The sequence below is a fragment of the uncultured Treponema sp. genome (genome assembly GCF_946187725.1).
Taxonomy (GTDB): domain Bacteria; phylum Spirochaetota; class Spirochaetia; order Treponematales; family Treponemataceae; genus Treponema_D.
Map to the genome: position 1 here is coordinate 118,034 of NZ_CAMHSK010000003.1, position 19,625 is coordinate 137,658.

General features: G+C 42.1%; 16 protein-coding genes. 10 read left to right on the plus strand and 6 right to left on the minus strand.

Annotated elements, in window-relative coordinates:
• The first annotated feature begins 23 nt into the window (after nt 1-23).
• Nucleotides 24-1,247, plus strand: coding sequence for an LL-diaminopimelate aminotransferase (locus Q0Q74_RS02400; RefSeq protein ID WP_294428152.1), 1,224 nt, complete (start codon nt 24-26; stop codon nt 1,245-1,247).
• A 116-nt stretch (nt 1,248-1,363) separates the two neighbouring features.
• On the opposite strand, the gene Q0Q74_RS02405 is transcribed toward Q0Q74_RS02400, so the two are convergent.
• The 4 genes from Q0Q74_RS02405 to Q0Q74_RS02420 form a co-directional block, all read right to left on the minus strand.
• Nucleotides 1,364-2,587 (minus strand): hypothetical protein, encoded by a 1,224-nt coding sequence (locus Q0Q74_RS02405; protein ID WP_294428154.1) that lies wholly within the window; start codon nt 2,585-2,587, stop codon nt 1,364-1,366.
• Nucleotides 2,588-2,598: 11 nt separating this feature from the next.
• Nucleotides 2,599-3,939 (minus strand): OmpA family protein, encoded by a 1,341-nt coding sequence (locus tag Q0Q74_RS02410; protein ID WP_294428156.1) that lies wholly within the window; start codon nt 3,937-3,939, stop codon nt 2,599-2,601.
• 132 nt (nt 3,940-4,071) lie between these two features.
• A complete protein-coding gene (locus Q0Q74_RS02415; protein WP_294428158.1) occupies nt 4,072-5,118 on the minus strand; it encodes a lytic transglycosylase domain-containing protein in 1,047 nt (348 codons plus the stop codon).
• Complete coding sequence (locus Q0Q74_RS02420; protein WP_294428159.1) at nt 5,105-6,154, minus strand: tetratricopeptide repeat protein; 1,050 nt, start codon at nt 6,152-6,154, stop codon at nt 5,105-5,107. Before Q0Q74_RS02420 ends, Q0Q74_RS02415 begins: the two co-directional genes overlap by 14 nt.
• A gap of 175 nt (nt 6,155-6,329) precedes the next feature.
• Between Q0Q74_RS02420 and Q0Q74_RS02425 the strand changes: the two genes are divergently transcribed.
• The 6 genes from Q0Q74_RS02425 (at nt 6,330) to ispH (ending at nt 13,356) form a co-directional block, all read left to right on the plus strand.
• The gene (locus tag Q0Q74_RS02425) at nt 6,330-6,938 is read left to right on the plus strand and encodes a hypothetical protein (protein WP_294428161.1); all 609 of its coding nucleotides are present in this window, start codon (nt 6,330-6,332) and stop codon (nt 6,936-6,938) included.
• Nucleotides 6,939-7,030: 92 nt separating this feature from the next.
• On the plus strand, nt 7,031-8,671 hold the full coding sequence (locus Q0Q74_RS02430; protein ID WP_294428163.1) for a tetratricopeptide repeat protein: 1,641 nt from the start codon (nt 7,031-7,033) through the stop codon (nt 8,669-8,671).
• Nucleotides 8,672-8,787: 116 nt separating this feature from the next.
• A complete protein-coding gene (gene yajC, locus Q0Q74_RS02435) occupies nt 8,788-9,186 on the plus strand; it encodes a preprotein translocase subunit YajC (RefSeq protein ID WP_294428164.1) in 399 nt (132 codons plus the stop codon).
• A 22-nt stretch (nt 9,187-9,208) separates the two neighbouring features.
• On the plus strand, nt 9,209-10,999 hold the full coding sequence (secD, locus tag Q0Q74_RS02440; RefSeq protein ID WP_294428166.1) for a protein translocase subunit SecD: 1,791 nt from the start codon (nt 9,209-9,211) through the stop codon (nt 10,997-10,999).
• Nucleotides 10,999-12,240: a protein translocase subunit SecF gene (gene secF, locus Q0Q74_RS02445; RefSeq protein ID WP_294428167.1), complete on the plus strand. Its 1,242-nt coding sequence runs from the start codon at nt 10,999-11,001 to the stop codon at nt 12,238-12,240. Before secD ends, secF begins: the two co-directional genes overlap by 1 nt.
• 201 nt (nt 12,241-12,441) lie before the next feature.
• Nucleotides 12,442-13,356: a 4-hydroxy-3-methylbut-2-enyl diphosphate reductase gene (ispH, locus tag Q0Q74_RS02450; RefSeq protein ID WP_294428168.1), complete on the plus strand. Its 915-nt coding sequence runs from the start codon at nt 12,442-12,444 to the stop codon at nt 13,354-13,356.
• A gap of 31 nt (nt 13,357-13,387) precedes the next feature.
• Here the strand turns inward: ispH and Q0Q74_RS02455 are convergent, their stop codons facing one another.
• On the minus strand, nt 13,388-15,655 hold the full coding sequence (locus Q0Q74_RS02455) for a GGDEF domain-containing protein (RefSeq protein ID WP_294428170.1): 2,268 nt from the start codon (nt 15,653-15,655) through the stop codon (nt 13,388-13,390).
• Nucleotides 15,656-15,792: 137 nt separating this feature from the next.
• On the opposite strand from Q0Q74_RS02455, the gene ndk reads away from it, so the two are divergent.
• The 3 genes from ndk (at nt 15,793) to ffh (ending at nt 18,776) form a co-directional block, all read left to right on the plus strand.
• Nucleotides 15,793-16,242 (plus strand): nucleoside-diphosphate kinase, encoded by a 450-nt coding sequence (gene ndk / locus Q0Q74_RS02460; protein ID WP_294428172.1) that lies wholly within the window; start codon nt 15,793-15,795, stop codon nt 16,240-16,242.
• Between the two features lie 64 nt (nt 16,243-16,306).
• The gene (locus tag Q0Q74_RS02465; RefSeq protein ID WP_294428174.1) at nt 16,307-17,368 is read left to right on the plus strand and encodes an NAD(P)H-dependent glycerol-3-phosphate dehydrogenase; all 1,062 of its coding nucleotides are present in this window, start codon (nt 16,307-16,309) and stop codon (nt 17,366-17,368) included.
• A gap of 13 nt (nt 17,369-17,381) precedes the next feature.
• Nucleotides 17,382-18,776: a signal recognition particle protein gene (gene ffh, locus Q0Q74_RS02470; RefSeq protein WP_294428176.1), complete on the plus strand. Its 1,395-nt coding sequence runs from the start codon at nt 17,382-17,384 to the stop codon at nt 18,774-18,776.
• Here ffh and Q0Q74_RS02475 read toward each other — a convergent pair.
• Nucleotides 18,773-19,501 (minus strand): isoamylase, encoded by a 729-nt coding sequence (locus Q0Q74_RS02475; protein ID WP_294428177.1) that lies wholly within the window; start codon nt 19,499-19,501, stop codon nt 18,773-18,775. The two genes, ffh and Q0Q74_RS02475, sit on opposite strands and share 4 nt — an antisense overlap.
• Between the last annotated feature and the right edge of the window lie 124 nt (nt 19,502-19,625).

The window sequence follows — 19,625 nt, forward strand, 5'->3', positions numbered from 1 at the left end:
TATTTCGTTAAAATAGTCTTACTATGATTAAACGAAATACTGGATTTGCAAATTTGACCGCAGGTTATCTCTTCCCGGAGATTGCCCGCCGCCGCCGTGAATATGTCGCTTCTCATCCTGAAGCAAAAATCATTTCCCTTGGAATTGGAAACACCACTGAACCTCTTTCAAAACATATTGCTTCAAAAATGAGCGAATATTGTCTTGCTCTTGCCACTCCAGAAGGCTACTCTGGCTACGGAGATGAGCAGGGAAATTCTGCTTTAAGGGCACGAATTGCTGAAGTCTTTTATCCAGGCCTTGTTGATGCAAGCGAGGTTTTCATTTCTGACGGTGCAAAATGCGATATCGCACGAATCCAGACACTTTTTGGTCGTGAAGTAAAAGTCGCTGTTCAGGATCCGGCTTATCCTGTCTATGTTGACGGAAGCGTTGTTGTAGGGGCTGCCGGCGAAAACAACGGAACAGGTTACAATGGAATCACTTATCTTCCATGTTCTCCAGAAAATGACTTTTTCCCTGATTTGAGCAAAGTTGAGCCAAATACGCTCATTTATTTCTGTTCACCGAACAATCCAACTGGTGCAGTTGCAACAAAAGACCAGCTTAAAAAGCTCGTTGATTTTGCGAATAAAAATGGCTGTATCATCATTTTTGATGCCGCATACTGTGAGTTCATTCGCGACAAAAATCTTCCAAAAACTATTTACGAGATTGAAGGTGCGAAAACTTGTGCAATCGAGGTCAATTCATTCTCTAAGCCGGCAGGATTCACTGGTGTCCGTTTGGGCTGGTCAATCGTTCCGAACGAGCTTAAATTTGAAGACAGTTCAAGCGTAAACAAAGACTGGAACCGCGTAATGACCACGCTTTTCAATGGTGCTTCAAATGTCGCACAGGCAGGCGGTCTTGCAGCCTTGGATGAGCAGGGATTGCAGGACATGAAGGCTCAGGTTGATTACTACCTTGCCAACGGTCACAAAATCAAGGAAACACTTGACGGCGAGAATTTCAAGAAAATGGGCGTCGAAGCATTCTTTACAGGCAATGGTCCGTATGTATGGGCAAAATTCCCTGGAAAGAAAAGCTGGGAAGTTTTCGATGCAATTTTGGACAAGTGCCACATCGTAACTACACCGGGCAGTGGTTTCGGTCCTGCCGGGGAGTCTTTCATCCGTTTCAGCTCATTCGGTCACAAAGCCGACATCGAAGAAGCCTGCAAGCGGCTCAGTAAATTTGAGATGTAGTAAATGCGTAAGGGATAGAAGGGGCGGCGAAGCCGTTGCGTAGCAATGTAGTGCGGTTAGCACGGAACCCCGGATAGCCCGACCGCCGCTTGAAAAGCGGTGGTTACGCCCAATTATTACAATTCTTTTTTATACCCGATGTGGATTTTTACTGCATCGGGTTCATTTTTTGCGAGCTTTGAAAAGCCAATCTGTGGCATTATTTTCAGTTTTCCGCCGCCTGCTTCAATGTCTGCGAACGGGCAGAGTTTTATTCTGAATGAATCAAGCAAATCTTTGTCTTCAAGGTCATTTATGTGCTTTTCCTCAAAGGTTCCTGTCAGATTTGCGCCGATGCTGTAATTTGTTTTTTTTGTATGCTGTCGGTCTGAAAAAATACAGAGGTTTGCGCCAAAGGTGTCTTTCTCATCAAGAAAAATGAGTTTTTTTGCCCTTTTTTCCGGCATATTGAATGCGGTCAAGCGGATTTTGCATTTTTTGAAATTAAATCTTGGTTCAGCAAGAATGTGAATTTTGCTGATGTCGGGATATTTCGCATTGTCCGTGTTCCTGACAGGGTAATATTCCAGTCCGTATTGTGAATAAAGTGAAAAAAATGCGTCTTCGTTTCCGAGAAGCATGTCGAAACCTGTGTGAAAGTAAAGCGTGTCAATCAGCAGGAATACTTCCCGTTCGTTTTCAGTGCCTTCATTTTCTATCGTGTAAAGAGGGGCGCCTGCTCCAAAAAGCCAGTCTAGTTTCAGATTTTGATATGCACATGCAAATCTAAAATCTGCGTTCAACTGCTTTGTATCTTCAAAATTCTTCTTGATTTTAGCGAACATGAATGCCGCACTGACCGGTTTGTCCTTAAAGGTTGCCGAGTAGCATCCGCCAAGACCGTATGCGGGATAGATGATGGCTCCTGTCTGTCCGAGATATGTTTCGGTCAGCATTGATGAGTAGCTTTTGATTCCAAGATGTCTCGTAATGTACTGCTGGCTTCCGATTGTCTCAAAATGGCCGAGAAAAAAACTGAGCGTATGTGTCATTCCGAGGAAAGATTTAGTTGCCGTTAAAGAAAGTTCGTTAATTTGGAATACTGAATCTTCTGCTTCCTGCGTGATTCCGTTTTTGTACATGTCATCTGTATAAAGAGAGAATTCTGCGCGGCCGGAAAATGTGTCTGAAACTGTGAGCTGGCCTGCAAAAAATCCATCTAGATACAGTGCCGGATCAAAGCCCCTGGAATCTTCGTTTGATAAAGTCGCTGCACCGCCGGTTTCGCCTGAGAAAAATGTTGCGGCAAAGAGGGAAGGGGAGAGAAGTGCGGTCAGTATAAATGAATGAATTTTCTTCATAGGCGGCCCCGCTAGTATCTTTGAATGTATGTCGCTTTCGGGCGGGCCGTAATTATTACACGACGGTTTTGTGCCCTGCCTTCAGGGGTTGCGTTCGATGCGATAGGCTGTGTTCCGCCGTAACCTTTGTAGCTGAGTATTGAGCGACTGATTCCGTTTTTAATCAGTTCGTTCACGATTGTTTCTGCTCGTGCGATTGAAAGATTCATCTGACCTTGCGGTTTATTTACATCTGCCGTGTGTCCTTCAATCAGAATCGTGTATGCTTCATCCCGGTTGAAGGCTTTGAGTGCTGCTGCGAGATTCTGCATTTTCGGAAGTTCCGATTCGAGAAGCCGTGAACTGTCCGCAACGAATTTCAAATCGTAGAGAATTTCGATTTTGTCGCCTCTTGGAAGGATAATCGGTGCTTCTTCGTTATCAGGGAAATAGCTCTTGATTTCAAGGAATGGAGCGTAATAATCCTGACGGGTCTGCTCTTTTTGTACCGAATACTTGAGGTTCTCTTCATTGAGAAGGATTACAACCTTGCCTTCCTGCAAAAGTTTAAGGTTTTCTGGCACTGAGAGAATTTTAAGGGCATCTTCCCGTGAGATTACCGGGTCCGTTCTGAGATGACCGTAAACTTTTCGGGCCTTTATTCTGAGCGGATCTGAACCAACTCTGTTGCGATAATAACTTTCATCGTCACGCCAGTCATATCCAAGCATTCCGTTTTTGAATTCGACTTCAGGGTTCCCCATGTTTCTTTCGTAGATTAAGTTCATGTTTTCATCCCAAAGCTGCGGGAAAAAACAAGGATATGCTGAATCAGACATGAATTCGCCGTGCACATCCAGCTCTCCCCTTGCGTCGATTATGATTCCTGTGTAGGCGCGTGAAGCGACATTCTCAATCGGTTTAGCATTTTTGTACGGAAAATGATGCTTAATCATTAATGATGAAATTTCATGCAAATTGATTGAGTGCGTTGTTTTCAATGTGAGAGTTCCGTCGGTAAAGAATCCCGGTGATTTCTTGCCTTCATCGATGATTTTTGTGAGCTGATCCAGAGTGATTGCGTCCTGAAGTACCAAATCTCCGAGCTGCTGGCTTGAATTTACATATAGCGAGAAAAGCGGGTCTTTTATGAGTTCCGGGAGTTTGACTTCAACAAAATTGATGGCCGCCCTTTTTCCGGACGGCATACTGATTCCGGCCTTTTCTGTATCGAGGCTTACCTCAGAGACAAAACTGGATTTTGACCAGTCGATTACACTGTTCGAAGAGATGATTTTTCCATTGTTTGCGGCAAAACTGTTTCCTGCAAGTGTCGCACATAAAATTAGTGAAGATAAAAATTTACTTCTCACGATTCTCTTCCTTTTTTTAAAGTTCTTCGTTTTTATTTTCGGCAAACAAAAATTGAAACTTGAAAAATGAGGTGAGAAAAATCGTTAAGAGTGAGCGAGTTGTGCTCTGTGGCGCGTGTTTCGGATGAGGCGTTATTTTCCAATTTCGATGATTGCGTCTTCCGTGGAATTCTTCATGTTCTGCGGGAGCCGGAGTTTATATTCAAAAGGAGGAGTTTTTTCTTTTAGAAGTGCAGTGTTGAGCTTTTGCAAAACCTCATAGTCGAGCCTGATTTCTGAGGCCAGTCTTTCGAGCGAGAATTCTGTTCTTGTGGTCACATAATCGAATGGCGTTGAATGCAGGCTTTCGTTTAAGACCGGGAGTGTTACTTTGTATTCATCTCCGTGCTCTGAAATTTCTGTAATCGCAAGAAGTTTCGGAACATAATGAATTGACTCTTCGGGAATCATTTTGTGCTCTGCGAGGTACCAGAAGGTCTTTATTTTTGATTTTGCCAGCGCTCGTTTCATTGCACCGGCTCCGCAGTTGTAGGCGGCTATTGCGAGCGGCCAGTCCTTGAAAACGCGGAAATTGTCCTGAAGCTTTGAAAGGGCCGCATCAGTGCTCTTCCAAGGGTCAAGCCTCTCATCGAACCATTCATTTTTTTTAAGAAAAGGAGACATGGAGTTTTCCATGAATTGCCACATTCCCCTTGCTCCGCTTCTTGATTTTGCGGTCGCCTTGTATTCGCTTTCGACTACAGGAAGATATTCGAGAAGGGCGGGCATATTCCGTTTTTTAAGCTGTTCCCGCACATACAGACGATAAATTTCGCCTTCATCGAGAATTTTATAGAGATTCTGCTTTCCGAAATTCGTCATGTAACGCGCGATATAATCATGAATCATGTTCTGCGCGTATTTTGTGTTCGGAATTTCGATTCCGCCGGTGTTCCTGATGATTTTTTTTTGTTTTTGCTCCAGAAATCTCTTTTGTCGTTCAAAATCTTCTTCATCAAAAAGTTTTAAAATCTGATGAAGGGGCGAGTCGTCGATGTAATATTCATCTGCGGGAGGAAGCTCTTCCAGTTCAACTTTTTCAAAGAGTGAAACGAAATCTTCTGGGAGCACGGATTGCGCCTGAAGAAAAGATGAAAAAATGAATGTAGAGAGAAAAAACAGGGCTTTAGAGCTTTTCACCGAAGTAAATTCCTGCCCATTCCCAGCGGCCGTGAATTTCAGGGTCGGCCGGGAAATCGACTTTTCGGAAATAGAGATACCAGACATTTACATAAGAAGTCCAGCCCCAGGTGCGAAGGTATGCTTCGGTTGGTGTGGAACTTTCGTCCAGCTCGGCGTTGTAGCGGATTCGGTTTCCGAGCATGAAGTTGTGCATCGAGAAGTTTTCGAGCGCGTTCGGGTCAGATTCGCTTGATTTCCAGCTCATCGCAAAGAAATTGACTTTTGAACGGTAACGGTCAAGGGCACGCCAGTTATATGAAGAAATTGCTTTTTTGACGGCGGATTCAAGCTCGCTCAGGCTTTTGAAAGTCCAGTCTTTTGTTGATTTTGAAAAATCGACGGTCTGACGGGCCTTTGTGTATGCGTTTGGAAGGCCTGCAATCTGAATTGTTGATGAATCGGGCTGCTCCAGAAAAAGTGCGTAAGATTTGAGAGCCATGTCCCATTCTCCGGCATTTTCGTATTCAAGTGCGAGCCTTATGTACATTTCGGTGATGCTTACTTTCTGCGGAAAATTCAAGATGATTCGGTTGAAGTAATTGATTCGGTTTTCAGAGCTTTTGCTGATTTGGATCAAGTGCTGGAGGCAGGTAAAGTGAATTGATTCGTCGTTTACAAGCAAATCCGGGAAGTTGTTGATGATTCTTTCGTAGTAATATTCGGCGAGAGGTTCCTGCCCGCTTTTGAGGTAATTTGATGCGACCATGAAAAGCCAGTATGAATCGTATGTGTCTCCCGGATGAGTTTCTACCCAGTCCGTGAGAAAAAGAACCATGTCGTCCGTGCGGCCCTGTGAATAGAAGAGATTTGCAATTCTGTTGATGACCGCATATCGTGACTGTGCGGAAATTGTGGGGTCTTCAAGCAGGGAAGTGAGCTGTGAGAGAGTTTCGTTTTCCTTTTTGCCTTCAGAAGTTTTTGTGCAGCTGAAAAATAATGCCGCTGTGATAACGAAGAGAAATGTCTTTAAGCAAAAAAAATGACGCTTTTTCATAATGATTGAATAACGATAGCACAAAAAACTCTCTTTCTCAATCGGAATGAATAAAAATTCAAAAGGTAAAATGCCGGGATTTGGCCTGAAAAAGACTGTCTAGAATCTTATTGATTTTTATAGTATCCTATTCTGATTTATTCTCTTTAAATGTTAAAATTAGGGGGCTTTGTTTATGAAAAAAATTACTGTTCCTGTGCTGAACATGCTTCTTGCCGCCGGAGTGATTCTTATCATTATCGGGCTGCTTCTTGTTTCGCGCTTTTACGGCAGTTTCGTAGCAGATTTTCCTGTCGGTTCGATTTCCCTTATGATTTTCGGGGCCGTAATTTTTTATATTGCAATGACTCTTGTTCACTGGGCCTTGTTTTTTTATCTGGGACTTCTTGTTTTCTTCCTCGGTCTTTGCATGACCTTCATTTTTACGAATGTACTTCCCTTTGGTCCTGAGCATTTGTGGCCAATCACTGTTCTTTTGAGCGGTCTCTGTCTTATTCTTACCTGTGTTTTCAAGCATCGAAAGGTGCGCGGAGTGTACTTTTTCCCGGCCTTGTTAATAGAATTTTTAGGCGTATTTTTCCTTCTGTTTTCGATGAAAGTGATAAAGATTTCCTTTTCTGCTTTTATGGCAAAATGGGGGCCTCTCTTCCTGATTTTTGCGGGGGCTGCCCTTGTCGTAGTGTTTTTCTGGCAGCGTAATTTCAATGATTTCTTTCCTTACGACAAGGATGAGCTTTCTGATTTAACTGACGAGGAAAATTTTACGGGGACTAACAGGCTTTGAGCTGCTTCTGGCGGAGATTTGCCGCGCTTGCATTTATTTCTTTTCTTTCTCTGCAGTGTTTCTCCGCCAAAAAAAAGACTGATGCGGCGGCCGTGGATGATTATGTCGCCAATCCTTCGGACGCTTCAAAACTTGCCATGCCTGAACGCAGGACTTATTCTTATTTCAACAGTATTGAGCGAGAGATTCTGGCCAATGTCGAAAAAGGTTCGCCTGACAGCCTCAGAAGTGCAATCAGCCAGCTAAAGCGCAACAAGGATGAAATGAGTGAAAACGAAAAAGTCCTCCATTATATAGCTGTTTCAATCATGCAGATGTGCTGGAAGTCACAGAATTTCGTGGAAACCACTAATGCTCAGGACATAAAAAATGATTATACGGGAGCAGTTTCGTCTTCAAAAAATGGATTTTATGATCCGTCGCAAAATCCTCAGGACTTTTTGGGTTATGCTGTTCCGGCTCTCGTGCTTGCGGCATCAGATACTCGCAGCGATTATTATGAAGAAGCTGAAAAATCCCTGCTTGCGGCATTAAAATTGAATCCAAATTCTGTTTTTGCAAATTATCTGACGGGAATTCTTTACAGGCGTATGTCTGACTTAAAAAAGGCAAATGAATATTTCGGCAGGGCTTACGATTTGTCGCCAAACTGCTATGAATGCGCGCTTGCCTTTGCAGAGAGTTTTATGAAGCTTTCTGATCCTGATTCAGCATTTGCCCTGTCTGAAAAACTGCTTCAATCTTATCCTCAGAACAAGGAACTTCTCAAAATTTGTGCTGAAGCTTCTTTTGCTTCCGGAAATACTTCCAGTGCGGAACTTTATGTTGGCCGGGTTTTGCAGATGGAGCCTGAAAATTCGTACTATCTTCTTTTCCGTGCTCGTATTTTGGTGCAGAAAGGTGAATATATACGAGCGGCTTCACTTTTGGATGCGTATTCCCGCCGTGATTCATCTTCCCGTGATTATCTGCTTCTGCGATTTGCCGTTCAGAAAAACTGGAATAAAAATATATCGGCGGCTACATCTACGATTGAGAATGCACTCTCTCTTTATCCCGATGATTTTCAGGTTGTCATTGAGGCGGCAAATCTTGCGGCTGAGACTGGTGCAAAAATCAACGGAAAAAGTGGTGAGGAACTTGCAAATCTGATTCTTGAAAGAGAGCCTGAAAATATTACGGCGCTTCAGATAAAAATTGCCTCGATGGTTGCCCTTCAAAAGTGGGCGGAGGCTTACCGGGTAAGTTCTCAGCTCGTCTCCAGAGAGGAAGTTTCAGATTCCGTGCTTTATATGCATATAAAAATTTGTCTTTCTGCAGGAAAAAAGGATGAGGCATGGCAGCTTGCATCCAGACTTTATGCAGAAAATTCTTCCAGTGAGGAAATCCTTCAAATCTACATCGATGTGCTGGTTTCGACTTCCCGAATGTCAGAGGCTTCAAGATTGATTTCACAGCTTCTGCCGGCGGCATCGGCAAAAATGAAAAGTTTTCTATATTATGAGCGAAGTTTTATTTCTGATGGCGAAAGTGCTGTGCTTGCAGACCTTCGCTCAAGCCTGACTGCGAATCCAAGAAACAAAGATTCCCTTTTCCGCCTTTACCGCATTTATTACAACAAAAAAGAATACCGTAAAGCTCAGTATTATCTTAAACAGGTCGTCGCAATTTCTCCAAAAGATGACAGTCTGCTTCGTCTGAACAGTGAGCTGGAAAATCTTCTTAAAAACTAAATTAATTTTTCTTGTGTCTGCCTTGATTTTAGCTACAATCTATGTTATCCTATTCGAACCATTTTAAATAAAATGGATGTAATGCCGCTTATGCGGTATCTCTATAGGAGTGAAAAATGTTTTTATCATTACTTCAGGCAGCAGGCCCTTCTGGTGGTCAGACATTGATGTCGGTCGTTCCGTTCCTGCTCATCATCGCAATTTTCTATTTCTTCATTATTCGTCCGCAGAATAAAAAACAGAAAGAAACTCAGAAAATGATTGATGCCCTCAAAAAAGGTGACAAGGTTGTTACAATCGGTGGAATTCACGGTGTTGTGTCTTCTACAAAAGAAAAGACTGTCATCGTAAAAGTTGACGAAAATGTAAAAATCGAATTCAATCGTTCTGCAATTTCGGGCGTTGTCTCTGATGCAAAACCTGAAAATAAAAATGCAAAAAAAGCTGATGAATCAACAGAGAAGGGCGAGGCGAACGCTTCAACTGAATCTTCTGGTTCAGAAAAAGCTGAATAAATAAAAATACCGGAGTAAAAAAATGAACAAACGAAGTCGTTTTATCATTATTCTGGTAGTTCTTGCTGTCTGCTTTGCATTCCTCTGGCCGTCAATCAGTTGGTATGCACGCACTCCAAAGGACCAGCAGACTCTTGCACTTGGTTCTCTTGAAAAAATCAAGGACTACACAGTAGTAAAGGCAAAAGAGGATTCGGACAAGCTCATTGCAATCGCAAAGAATAACCCGGAGACTGTTCTTGATTCTTCTTATGACTATCTTGTAAAAGCTGCAAAAAAGAATTACAAGGAAATCGCAAAGGCATACAAGGCTGCCGGCATGCAGGCTCCTGCCGTACCAGCAGTAATGAATGTTGGTGCTATCCTTGATTCTTTCACAGGCAGTTCGGCACTTGCTGATTTCCGTGCGGTAATCGAAGGAAAATACCGTGATGAAATCCTCGCAGCAAAAAAACGCTACAATTCTTCTGTAAAACTCGGTTTGGATTTGAGCGGCGGTATGAATATTATCGTTCATGCTGATTTGGATGCGGCTCTTGCTTCTCAGAAAAAGGACAATGAAGTAGCTGATGAAGCTTTGTTCCGAAAAGAGGCTATGGCTCAGGCTATCGAGACTCTCACTGGTCGTATTGATAAATTCGGTCTTACTTCTCCGGTTATCCGCCAGCAGGGTGAAGACCGCATTTACATTGAAATTCCTGGTGCTGCTGATTCAGAAAGCGTCAATACAATCATCATGGGTAAGGGAATCTTGAACTTCCGTCTCGTTGATGAAACTGCTACAGCTGCTGTTATGAACTACTATCGTGCAAACGGTATCTTGTTCAATTCAGACGGAAAACTTCTTGATTCTTCTATTGTTCCGGAAGATTGTGAGGTTATGGGCTACTACGAAAAAGACGATTACGGTCTTGACCAGCTTGTCCGTGGTGCTGAATATATCGCTGTTAAAAAAGAAATTGCTCTCGACGGTAAACATGTTAAATCTGCTCAGGTTTCTGCTGACCAGACAACTAACCAGCCTGAGGTCAACTTCGTTCTTGATTCAGAAGGCGCACAGATTTTTGCAGATTTCACAGGCGCACATGTTAACGAGCGTCTTGCAATCGTAAGTGACAACAAAATCAAGTCTGCTGCAACTATCCGTCAGGCAATCAATGGTGGTCAGGTTTCTCTTTCTGGTGGATTTAGTGTTGAAGAAGCACAGAACATTCAGAAAGTCTTGCAGACTGCATGGCTTGAAGTTCCTCTCGAAGTTGAGAGCCAGCAGGTTGTTGGTGCTTCTCTTGGTGAAGCAGCTATCAAACAGGGTATGAACGCTCTCACATGGGGCTTGGCAGCCGTTCTTGTATTCATGATTCTTTACTATCTTGGTGCAGGATTTAATGCTGTTGTTGCTCAGGTTTTGAATATGTACATCATGTTCTCTGTATTGAGCGCTTTCAATCTTACCCTTACACTTTCTTCTATCGCAGGTATGATTCTTACAGTTGGTATGTCTGTAGACGCCAATGTAATCATCTTCGAGCGTATCAAAGAGGAGCTCAAAAACGGAAAGAGCCGCGCTGCGGCTGTTGCCTCAGGTTTCGACAATGCTTTCTGGGCAATCATGGACTCTAACATCACAACATTCATTGCGGCAGCATTCCTTTCAAAATTGGGTACAGGCTCAATTCAGGGCTTCGCTGTTTCACTCGCAATCGGTGTTTGTTCATCTGTATTTACAGCTCTCGTCGTCTCTCGCCTCATGTTCGACTTCAATACTGAGGTTATGAACAGAAAGACAATGAGCATCGGCTGGGGAGTAAAATAATGAAAAAAATAATTCAGTTTAGCAAATTTTTCCCTGTTGCTGTTGTTTTGAGCGCAGTAATCATTGTTTTGGGTATTGTTTCTACAGCAACCCGTGGAATCAACTTTGGTCTTGATTTCAAGCCAGGTATGATTGAAGAAATCAAAATCGCAAATACTGTTCTTGAAGTAACTTATAACGGAACAGCAACAGTTTCTCTTGAAACTTCTGATGATGGAATCGAACTTGTTGTAAGCGGTATCGGTGAAGATAACCGAACAGTGGCAATTCCTTATTCTGAGGTAAAAACTGTTTCTGAACTTGCTGCAAGAATGAACGCTGTTAACGGTGTTTCTGCTCACATTAAGAAAGAAATTGAACTTCCAAAAGCAGGTGTTTTCGTAAACTCTGGTTCTTCAAAGAATCTCGGTGAAAAGGCTCTCAACCTTTTCGTTGTAGACGAGAACGCTACTGTTACAGCAGATGATATTCGTGAGACTCTCAGTGCATTCAACGATGTTGATGTTAAGGCTCTCGGTACTGATTCAGACCGCAGCTTCCAGATTCGTATGGGCGTTACTGGTGAAGAGGGCAAAACAATTCAGGCTGATGCAAACAAGGCTCTCACTGAGAAATTTGGAACTGATAAAGTCGCTTTCGTAAAGTCTGACTTCATCGGTGCTCAGTTCTCAAAGACATTGATTCGTGATTCAATTATCCTTGTTCTTGCAACATTGGTATTGATTTTCATTTACTCTGCAATCCGCTTCCATTGGGATTTCGCTCTTGCAGCTGTAATTGCTATCGTTCACGACGCTTTGATTATGGTATCTTTCATCTCGTTCATTCAGATGGAATTCAGTACAACAACTTTGGCCGCTATCCTTACAATCATCGGTTACTCAATCAACGCAACTGTCGTTATTCTTGACCGTGTACGAAGCGACATCAAGGTTATCGAAGCAAAGACTTTCAAGGAAATCTTGAACTCTGCTCTTTCTTCAACATTGAGCCGTTCTATTATTACAACACTCACAACATTGTTCGCAGTTTTGGCATTGTTCTTCTTCACAACAGGAACAATCCACGACTTCTCATTGGCTTTGACTGTTGGTTTGATTTCTGGATGTTATTCTTCAATCTTCATCGCAGGTGCATTCATCCTTGCAGTTCGAAGAAATCAGAAATTCCAGACTTCAGCTGCAAATTCAAATGTTATTCAGTTTAAGGCTGATGACGAAGAAGCTGATAATGTTGACTAATTAGAAAATTAACGCTAAATCATACAGATTGATGCGATAAATTCTAATTCAAAATTTAACCACAGATTACAGATGACACAGGTTTTACCTTAGAACCGTGATAATCTGTGACATCTGTGGTTTATTTTTTTATGTAAAACGATTAATCTTTATAAGGGGTGAGTCGTACTTCCTTAATCTGTGCTTTATGTTCGAGGTGCTATGAAAGTTATTCGTGCAGAAATTCTTGGTTTTTGTGCTGGAGTCAGGCGTGCCGTTCTTACTGCTCAAAAAGCTCTTGACGAGAGAGGTTCTTCTCAAGTTTATACATTAGGACCGTTGATTCACAATCCGGTTGCATTAAAAAAACTTGCTGAGCGAAATTTAAAAGTCTTGTCTGAGAGCGAAATTCCTTCTATAAAAGAAAACGATATTGTTCTGATTCGGGCTCATGGTGTTCCCCCGGAAATCGAAGAAAAACTTTCTGAACGAGGTGCTAAAGTTCTGAATGCAACCTGTCCTCTTGTTACAAAAAGTCAGAAAACTGCTGCGGAATATGCGCACAACGGATATGTGATTTTCTTTGCAGGTGATAAAAATCATGGTGAAGTTGTCGGTATTGAGGGATATGCACGAAAAGCAGCGAAAAATGCTGGCCTCGATTTAAATTTTCTTCTTGTTAAAAATGAAAATGAACTGGAAGAGACAATCAAAAATCTTTCTCACAAGAATATCCTCAACACAGATTCAAAAGTTGCTCTTCTTTCGCAGACAACATTCAGTATTAAGACATTCGATGAGATGCAGTCTGCTCTTGAAAAACACTTTCCTGAAGCAAAAATCATAAACTCTATTTGTCCGGCGACTCATGAAAGACAGGACAGCCTTGTAAATCTCTGTTCTAAAGTTGACGGCGTAATCGTGATTGGCGGGAAAAACAGCGCGAATACAAACAGACTTTATAAAACGGCGGCGGACTTGTGTAAAAAGGCCGTGCTTATTGAAACTCCAGACGAAATTCCAGAAGATTTTCTGAATCTTGATACAATCGGAATAACGGCTGGTGCGAGTACCCCTGATGATACGATTGATGCCGTAGAAGAAAAACTTAGGGGAGTGAATAATTCTCGCGATTAATCCGTAGTCCAGTCAAATTGTCGTAAACTTTTTAATGTGCATGCTGATTGATAAAGTTGACAAAATCACTTTCAATCAGCGGGCGTGAGTAAAAATAGCCTTGCACCTGGTCACATTTAATTGATTTGAGGAAGTCTCTCTGCGCTTCTGTTTCAACGCCTTCAAAAATTGTCTCTTTATCAAGACTTTTGCTCAAATCGATGAGACTTTGAATGAATTTCGCTGATTTATCTTCAAGTTCACCTTTTTCGTTCATTGAAGATAAAAGGAATTCACGGTCAAATTTTAGGACATCAACTGGGATTTTTGTAAGCATGTTTAGTGATGACTCTCCGCTTCCAAAATCATCCATTGCAACTGAAAAACCTTCCTGATGAAGCCTGTTCGTAATTTCGCAGAGAGTGTTGCTGTCCATTACGGAGCGTTCGATAATCTCAACCTGAATAAGATGCGGCGGAATATCATATTTTTTGAAAAGTTCCATGAATTCGCTCATGAACTGCTCAGGTTTGTTGTGGTTTCGGCTCATGTTGACTGATATCGGAACGACAGGCTTACCTGCTTTTATTTGCGTGTCGAGGAATTTGAAAACCTGTTCGTAGACATAGAAATCCAGCTTGATTATGAATCCGTTTCGCTCAAAAAGCGGGATAAAATTGTTTGGATAAATCATGCCGAATTCCGCAGTTTTCCATCGGACAAGAGCTTCTGCACCAACCACCGAGTCGTTTGCAAGAAGAATTTTGGGCTGGTACATGACGAAAAATTCGTTGTTTTTGAGAGCATCTTCCATACTGTGTTCGATATAACGCTCTTCGTTGATTTTGCCGAGAAGACGGACCTTGTAGAATGCGTATGGAACGAGCATGTTTTCTTTTATTGTGCTTTTTGCAAATGATGCTTGACCGATAAGTTCTTTTATAGTGACATCGGGATGTCTGGCCGGTTTGTGGAAAGTCAGGCCGAACTTAGGGAAGAACGGAATTTCGTATTCCTTGATTTTTTGACTTAAAACTTTCTGTGCTTCACTTAATTGTTGCAGTGTCTGTTTCAAATTCTGAGTTCTGATGAGTGAATAGAAATGATCTGCATAGCCGTGACCGATGATACCCCTGTGTGCCTTTATGATTTTATTTACTTGAGTTGAATAGAAGAAAATCATTTTGTCGGCGGCTTCTTCACCGTAATTCAGGTTGATGAATTTGAAGCCTTTGATATCAGATTCTAGGAGAATAAATTTGTCTTTAGGATTCTTTTTGAAAAGTCTTTCCGCTTCCATTTCGAATTTTTGTCTTGTCCAGAGATTTGTGAGCGGGTCGTAAACAGCCTCAATCAGCTGATTTTTGTAAAAGTAGTTGGAAATTGCTGATTCAATCGTGAGAAGTATGATTAGTGAGAAAATTGATATGAAAAGTACCGCGAATTTGGTTGAAGTCTGCTGCTTGTAGATTTTGTTAAATTCTTCTTTTGGAAAACCGACCGCCAGAGTCCAGCCGCAGTTTTTGATTGTGGTGGAAAATAAATCGATAACTTCACCTTTTTCGTTTTCGGTTTCGACGATTGTGTCACCTGAACTTGCTGTTTTTACTGATGTGATGCCCTTATATTTTTCAGATTTGGGAACAAAGATTTTTCCGATGTATTCGTTCATTGGATGAATCAGAAAGTTGCCGTTTCTGTCGGTGACATAGACGGAACTTGTTTTGTCGATTTTGATGACGCTTGAAATTCTTTTGAGCTCTTCGATTTTTATTGATGCACAGAGAATGCCTTTTAAGTTGTTTTCTGAATCGAAATATGGCTCTTCAATGATGAAAATTGGTGAGGTCGAATAGTCAAGCTGCTGCAGGTTGCTTACATAGTAATTTTCTTCATCGAATTTAGCTTCTTCGAGGAATTCCTGCCCGGTGAGATTTACTATGTTCCCGTTTGAAAAATATGCCGCATTGGTTGTAGCGTCGATATAGAAAACCTGATTAAAATCTTCATGAACAAAGGGAATGTTTTGAATCAGCCATTCATGAATTGCTTTTTTGTTGCCCTTTTGAAAAAGCTCTTTGTGATAGATTGATGAAAGGGATGTGTGGTAATTTTCGAGATAAAACTGAATCGCGTTGGCATATCCGTCAAGAACATGAGTGCAGCTGTTCATGTACTGCTTTTCGGCACGGTTGAGGTTTTTTTGCATAACTGTGCTGGTCAGAAGAAAAACGATGGCCATAATAATACCACTGACTGCAAGTGTCGAAATGAATTTTGCTTTGGTAGGGCTTATTCGTTTTCTTAAAATCAGAGCCATATGAACTATGATAGCATACAATAGAAAAAAGTGAAGGAAAATTTTGATTTCCGGCGATTTTTGACGATTTGGCGGGATTTTTCCAAAAGGCGTTGTCTGTTGTAAAATCCTTTAACCTGCTGTATAATCTTTGCATTATGACAAGATGTTTTGCTATGTGTAAGCCTGGTGTTCTTAACCGCAGGCTTGTTGGTCAGGTCATTACTCGATTGGAGAATAAGGGCCTCAAATTGGTTGGATTAAAACTCATGAACATTTCAAAAGAGCTTGCTTCTAAGCATTATGCCGAGCATCAGGGCAAGCCTTTCTACGACGAGCTTGTTTCTTATATTACAAGCGCTCCTGTCGTTGCCATGGTCTGGCAGATGGATAACGAAGACTGTGTTGCACTTGTCCGCAAGGTCGTTGGTGCTACAAAACCAAGTGAGGCTGCCCCAGGTACAATCCGTGGCGATTTCTGTTCTCACACAAGCCATAATATCATTCATGCTTCGGACAGCGATGCTAGTGCTGAGCGTGAAATCAATCTCTTTTTCAAACCAGAAGAAATCATCGACTGGAAAGACGAAGCAGAGTGCTGGTTCTAAAAAAATAGAGGTGTTCGCAAATTTCAATTTTACGAGCACCTTCCGTTAAAAATTGGGGATAAGAATGAAACAGAAGAATGTAGGTGTAATTGGTGCTGGTGCGTGGGGGTCTGGTCTTGCTCAGGCAATCGCGCGTGGCGGTCATAAAGTTCAAATTTGGGCTATGGAAAGCGATGTTGTTGACAGTATCAACAATGAGCATGAGAATAAACGCTATCTTCCGGGCTTTCCGCTTTCAGAAAACCTTACAGCTTCAACAAATATTGAAGAAGTCGCCAATGGTAAAGAATATCTTATTCTTGCTTCTCCTTCTTTGTTTATCGCGAGCACAGCAAAAAAGATTGCCAATGTTCCTTCTATTAAAAACGGCGAGACCGTAATCGGAATCCTTACGAAGGGCTTTGTCGCATCTGAATCTGGTCCGCGTCTTATCCTTGACACACTTGAAGAAGTTCTTCCAGAATGTTACAAGAGCTCGCTCGTTTATATTTCTGGACCAAGCCATGCAGAAGAGGTTGCCATGGGTAAACTCACAGGTCTTATTGCTGCGAGTGAACATGCCCTCAACTCAATCAAATTCCGTGAGCTTCTGCGTGTTCCAGGTCTTATGGTCTATTCTTCACTTGATGTAATCGGAGTTCAGATTTGTGCCGCTGCCAAAAATGTCGTGGCTGTTGTATACGGTGCGCTTGATGCTGTCAGCGAACATTCAGACATTTTCGGTGACAATGCAGAAAGTCTTCTTCTTGCGGCCGGACTTAACGAAATTCAGACAATTGGTTTTGCAATGGGTGCTACTCATGCTGAAACTTTCACTTCAATCGCTGGTGTAGGCGATTTGGATGTAACATGCCGCTCTAAATACGGCCGAAACCGTCGTTTTGGACAGGATATTATCAAAACTGACATACTTTCAAAATTCAAAGATTTGGACGATTTAATTGCCCGCATTGGTGAAATCGGGTATCTTTCAGAAGGTGCTGTCGCCTGCAAATTTATTCATCAGATTGCAGAAAAATTCAATCTCAAACTCCCGATTTGCGACAGTCTTTACAGAATACTTAACAAAGAAATTGAACCTCAAGTTCTTCTTCAGGAACTTATGATGCAGGGAAAACCAGAGTAGGACGGACTAACAAATGCTTGAGAAAATTACCAGTACTTTCAGTGACATTATGCGCTCTGTGAGCGGAAAATCTAAAATCACTGAAAAAAATATCGAAGAAACTGTTGAACGGATAAAAATGGCATTGCTTGAGGCGGATGTAAACCTTCGTGTTGTACGCCGTTTCGTAAATGCTACTATCGAAGAAGCTAAAGGCGAAAAGGTTCTGCGTGCAGTAGATCCGGGCCAGCAGTTCACGAAAATCATCTATGACCGAATCGTGAAAATGCTTGGTGATACCAAGGTTGACTTGCAGTTAAAAGGACCTGATACACAGTCAGTAATCCTGTTGCTTGGTCTTCAGGGTGCTGGTAAAACCACGGCCGCACACAAACTTGCCGCCCGACTTGCAAAAAACGGACGAAAACCGCTTCTTGTTGCCTGTGACTTGGTTCGTCCTGCTGCCGTAGAGCAGTTAAAGCAGCTTGGTGAAAAAATCAATGTGCCTGTCTATCTTGAGGAAGGCGCAAAAGATGCTGTAAAAGTCGCAAAGAACGCGATTTCTTATGCAAAAAAGAACGGTATCGACACAATCATCGTGGATACTGCAGGTCGTCTGCAGATTGACGAAGCGATGATGAAAGAGCTTGTCGATGTCAAAAAAGCAGTTGACCCGGTTGAGACAATTCTTGTAGCTGACTCAATGACTGGTCAGAATGCCGTTGATATTGCAAAATCTTTTGATGAGCAGCTCGGCCTTTCTGGTGTAATCCTCACAAAATTTGACTCTGACGCACGAGGTGGTGCAGCCCTTTCTCTCAAATCGATTACTGACAAACCGATTCTTTTCATCGGTACTGGCGAAAAAACTGAAGATTTTGAGCCGTTCCATCCAGAGCGAATTGCAAGCCGAATTTTGGGCATGGGTGATATCGTTTCTCTGGTCGAAAAGGCTCAGGAAACAGTTGATATTGAGCAGGCAAAGAAACTCGAACAGAAGATGGCTCGCAATGAGTTCACTCTTGACGATATGCTCACTCAATTTGAAAGCGTCGGTAAAATGGGCAATCTTTCTTCTATTATGGAGATGATTCCTGGACTTGCCGGTCAGGTAGATCCGAGTAAGCTCGACATGAGCGGAGTCAAACGGCAGAAGGCAATCATCCAGTCGATGACTAAAAAAGAGCGTGCAAATCACCTCATAATCGGGCCTGCCCGCCGAAAGCGTATTGCGCAGGGAAGTGGCACAAGCGTTGCCGAAGTAAACAAACTGCTCAAACAGTTCGAAAAAACTAAGCTCACGATGAAGAAATTGAGCCGCAACAAAGGTATGCAGGCAAAACTCATGCAGCAACTTGGCGGAATGAACGGCGGTATGGGCGGTCTCGGCGATTTGTCAAAACTTGCCGGTAAATTCGGCGGATTCTAGTTTATCGTAATGCAGCTTACAATCCGGCCGTCTTTTGCATAGCCGCGGCTTGGATTGGTTTCGTCCAAAAATGGCGTGATTCCGTTGTAGTATGAGTAATAATATGTTCCTGCGTGGAGCGGAATGTCAATTTCGTATTTTCCGGGAGCAGTTTCTTTCATTTCGTAAATCCAGCTGTCCCAGTTCGTGAAGGTGCCTCCGAGGCGGATTTTTTGACCGCTTTCTGAATAGCAGATAAAGTGTGTGAGTCCGTTGTCGAGTTTTTCTGTGATTTCTGTTTCTACAGGCGGCATATCGATGTAAGAAAGGGCAAAATTGTCTTTTTCGTTGTAGATTACATTCGGATTCTGCGGGTCAATTGTCCAAAGTCCGTCAATTATGAGTCTGTAGCATACTCTTGGTGTTTTTTTTGGGATTTCCGTGATGTAAAAGTAGTATGAAGAGGTCAATTCTCCTTCGTAACCGTAATTTTTTCTGAGCTGAAAATAGTGAATCTTTCTGAATTCTTCATAGTCGAAAGCGACACCGATTGAATTTGAAGTGACAGGTGCCGTGAAAACGATATAGTTATTGCTGATGTAAGGAGCCTGAATTTTTGCGATTTCTGTAAGTGCCAGATCATATTCGTATGTGTCCGGACTTGCCTCAACTTCTTTTGCAAAAACGGGGCTTGAAAGTGCCGAAAAGAGTGCAAAAAATCCCATCAAAAACAAAGTCTTTTTCATATTTTATTTATCGGTATATTCAGAAAAAAATGAATAAATATTGAAGATTATATAAGTATTTTTTGTTATAAAGCCTTGTTTTCAAAATGCCGAAATTAAAGTATATTTGAAAAAGGAAAAATTT

What these genes read in the sequence shown, in the direction of transcription:
- Q0Q74_RS02405 (WP_294428154.1), bottom strand. Translation starts at nt 2,587, where the DNA reads ATGAAGAAAATTCATTCATTTATACTGACCGCACTTCTCTCCCCTTCC.
- yajC (WP_294428164.1), top strand. Translation starts at nt 8,788, where the DNA reads ATGTTTTTATCATTACTTCAGGCAGCAGGCCCTTCTGGTGGTCAGACA.
- Q0Q74_RS02425 (WP_294428161.1), top strand. Translation starts at nt 6,330, where the DNA reads ATGAAAAAAATTACTGTTCCTGTGCTGAACATGCTTCTTGCCGCCGGA.
- Q0Q74_RS02455 (WP_294428170.1), bottom strand. Translation starts at nt 15,655, where the DNA reads ATGGCTCTGATTTTAAGAAAACGAATAAGCCCTACCAAAGCAAAATTC.
- secF (WP_294428167.1), top strand. Translation starts at nt 10,999, where the DNA reads ATGAAAAAAATAATTCAGTTTAGCAAATTTTTCCCTGTTGCTGTTGTT.
- secD (WP_294428166.1), top strand. Translation starts at nt 9,209, where the DNA reads ATGAACAAACGAAGTCGTTTTATCATTATTCTGGTAGTTCTTGCTGTC.
- ispH (WP_294428168.1), top strand. Translation starts at nt 12,442, where the DNA reads ATGAAAGTTATTCGTGCAGAAATTCTTGGTTTTTGTGCTGGAGTCAGG.
- Q0Q74_RS02420 (WP_294428159.1), bottom strand. Translation starts at nt 6,154, where the DNA reads ATGAAAAAGCGTCATTTTTTTTGCTTAAAGACATTTCTCTTCGTTATC.
- Q0Q74_RS02465 (WP_294428174.1), top strand. Translation starts at nt 16,307, where the DNA reads ATGAAACAGAAGAATGTAGGTGTAATTGGTGCTGGTGCGTGGGGGTCT.
- Q0Q74_RS02475 (WP_294428177.1), bottom strand. Translation starts at nt 19,501, where the DNA reads ATGAAAAAGACTTTGTTTTTGATGGGATTTTTTGCACTCTTTTCGGCA.
- ffh (WP_294428176.1), top strand. Translation starts at nt 17,382, where the DNA reads ATGCTTGAGAAAATTACCAGTACTTTCAGTGACATTATGCGCTCTGTG.
- ndk (WP_294428172.1), top strand. Translation starts at nt 15,793, where the DNA reads ATGACAAGATGTTTTGCTATGTGTAAGCCTGGTGTTCTTAACCGCAGG.
- Q0Q74_RS02400 (WP_294428152.1), top strand. Translation starts at nt 24, where the DNA reads ATGATTAAACGAAATACTGGATTTGCAAATTTGACCGCAGGTTATCTC.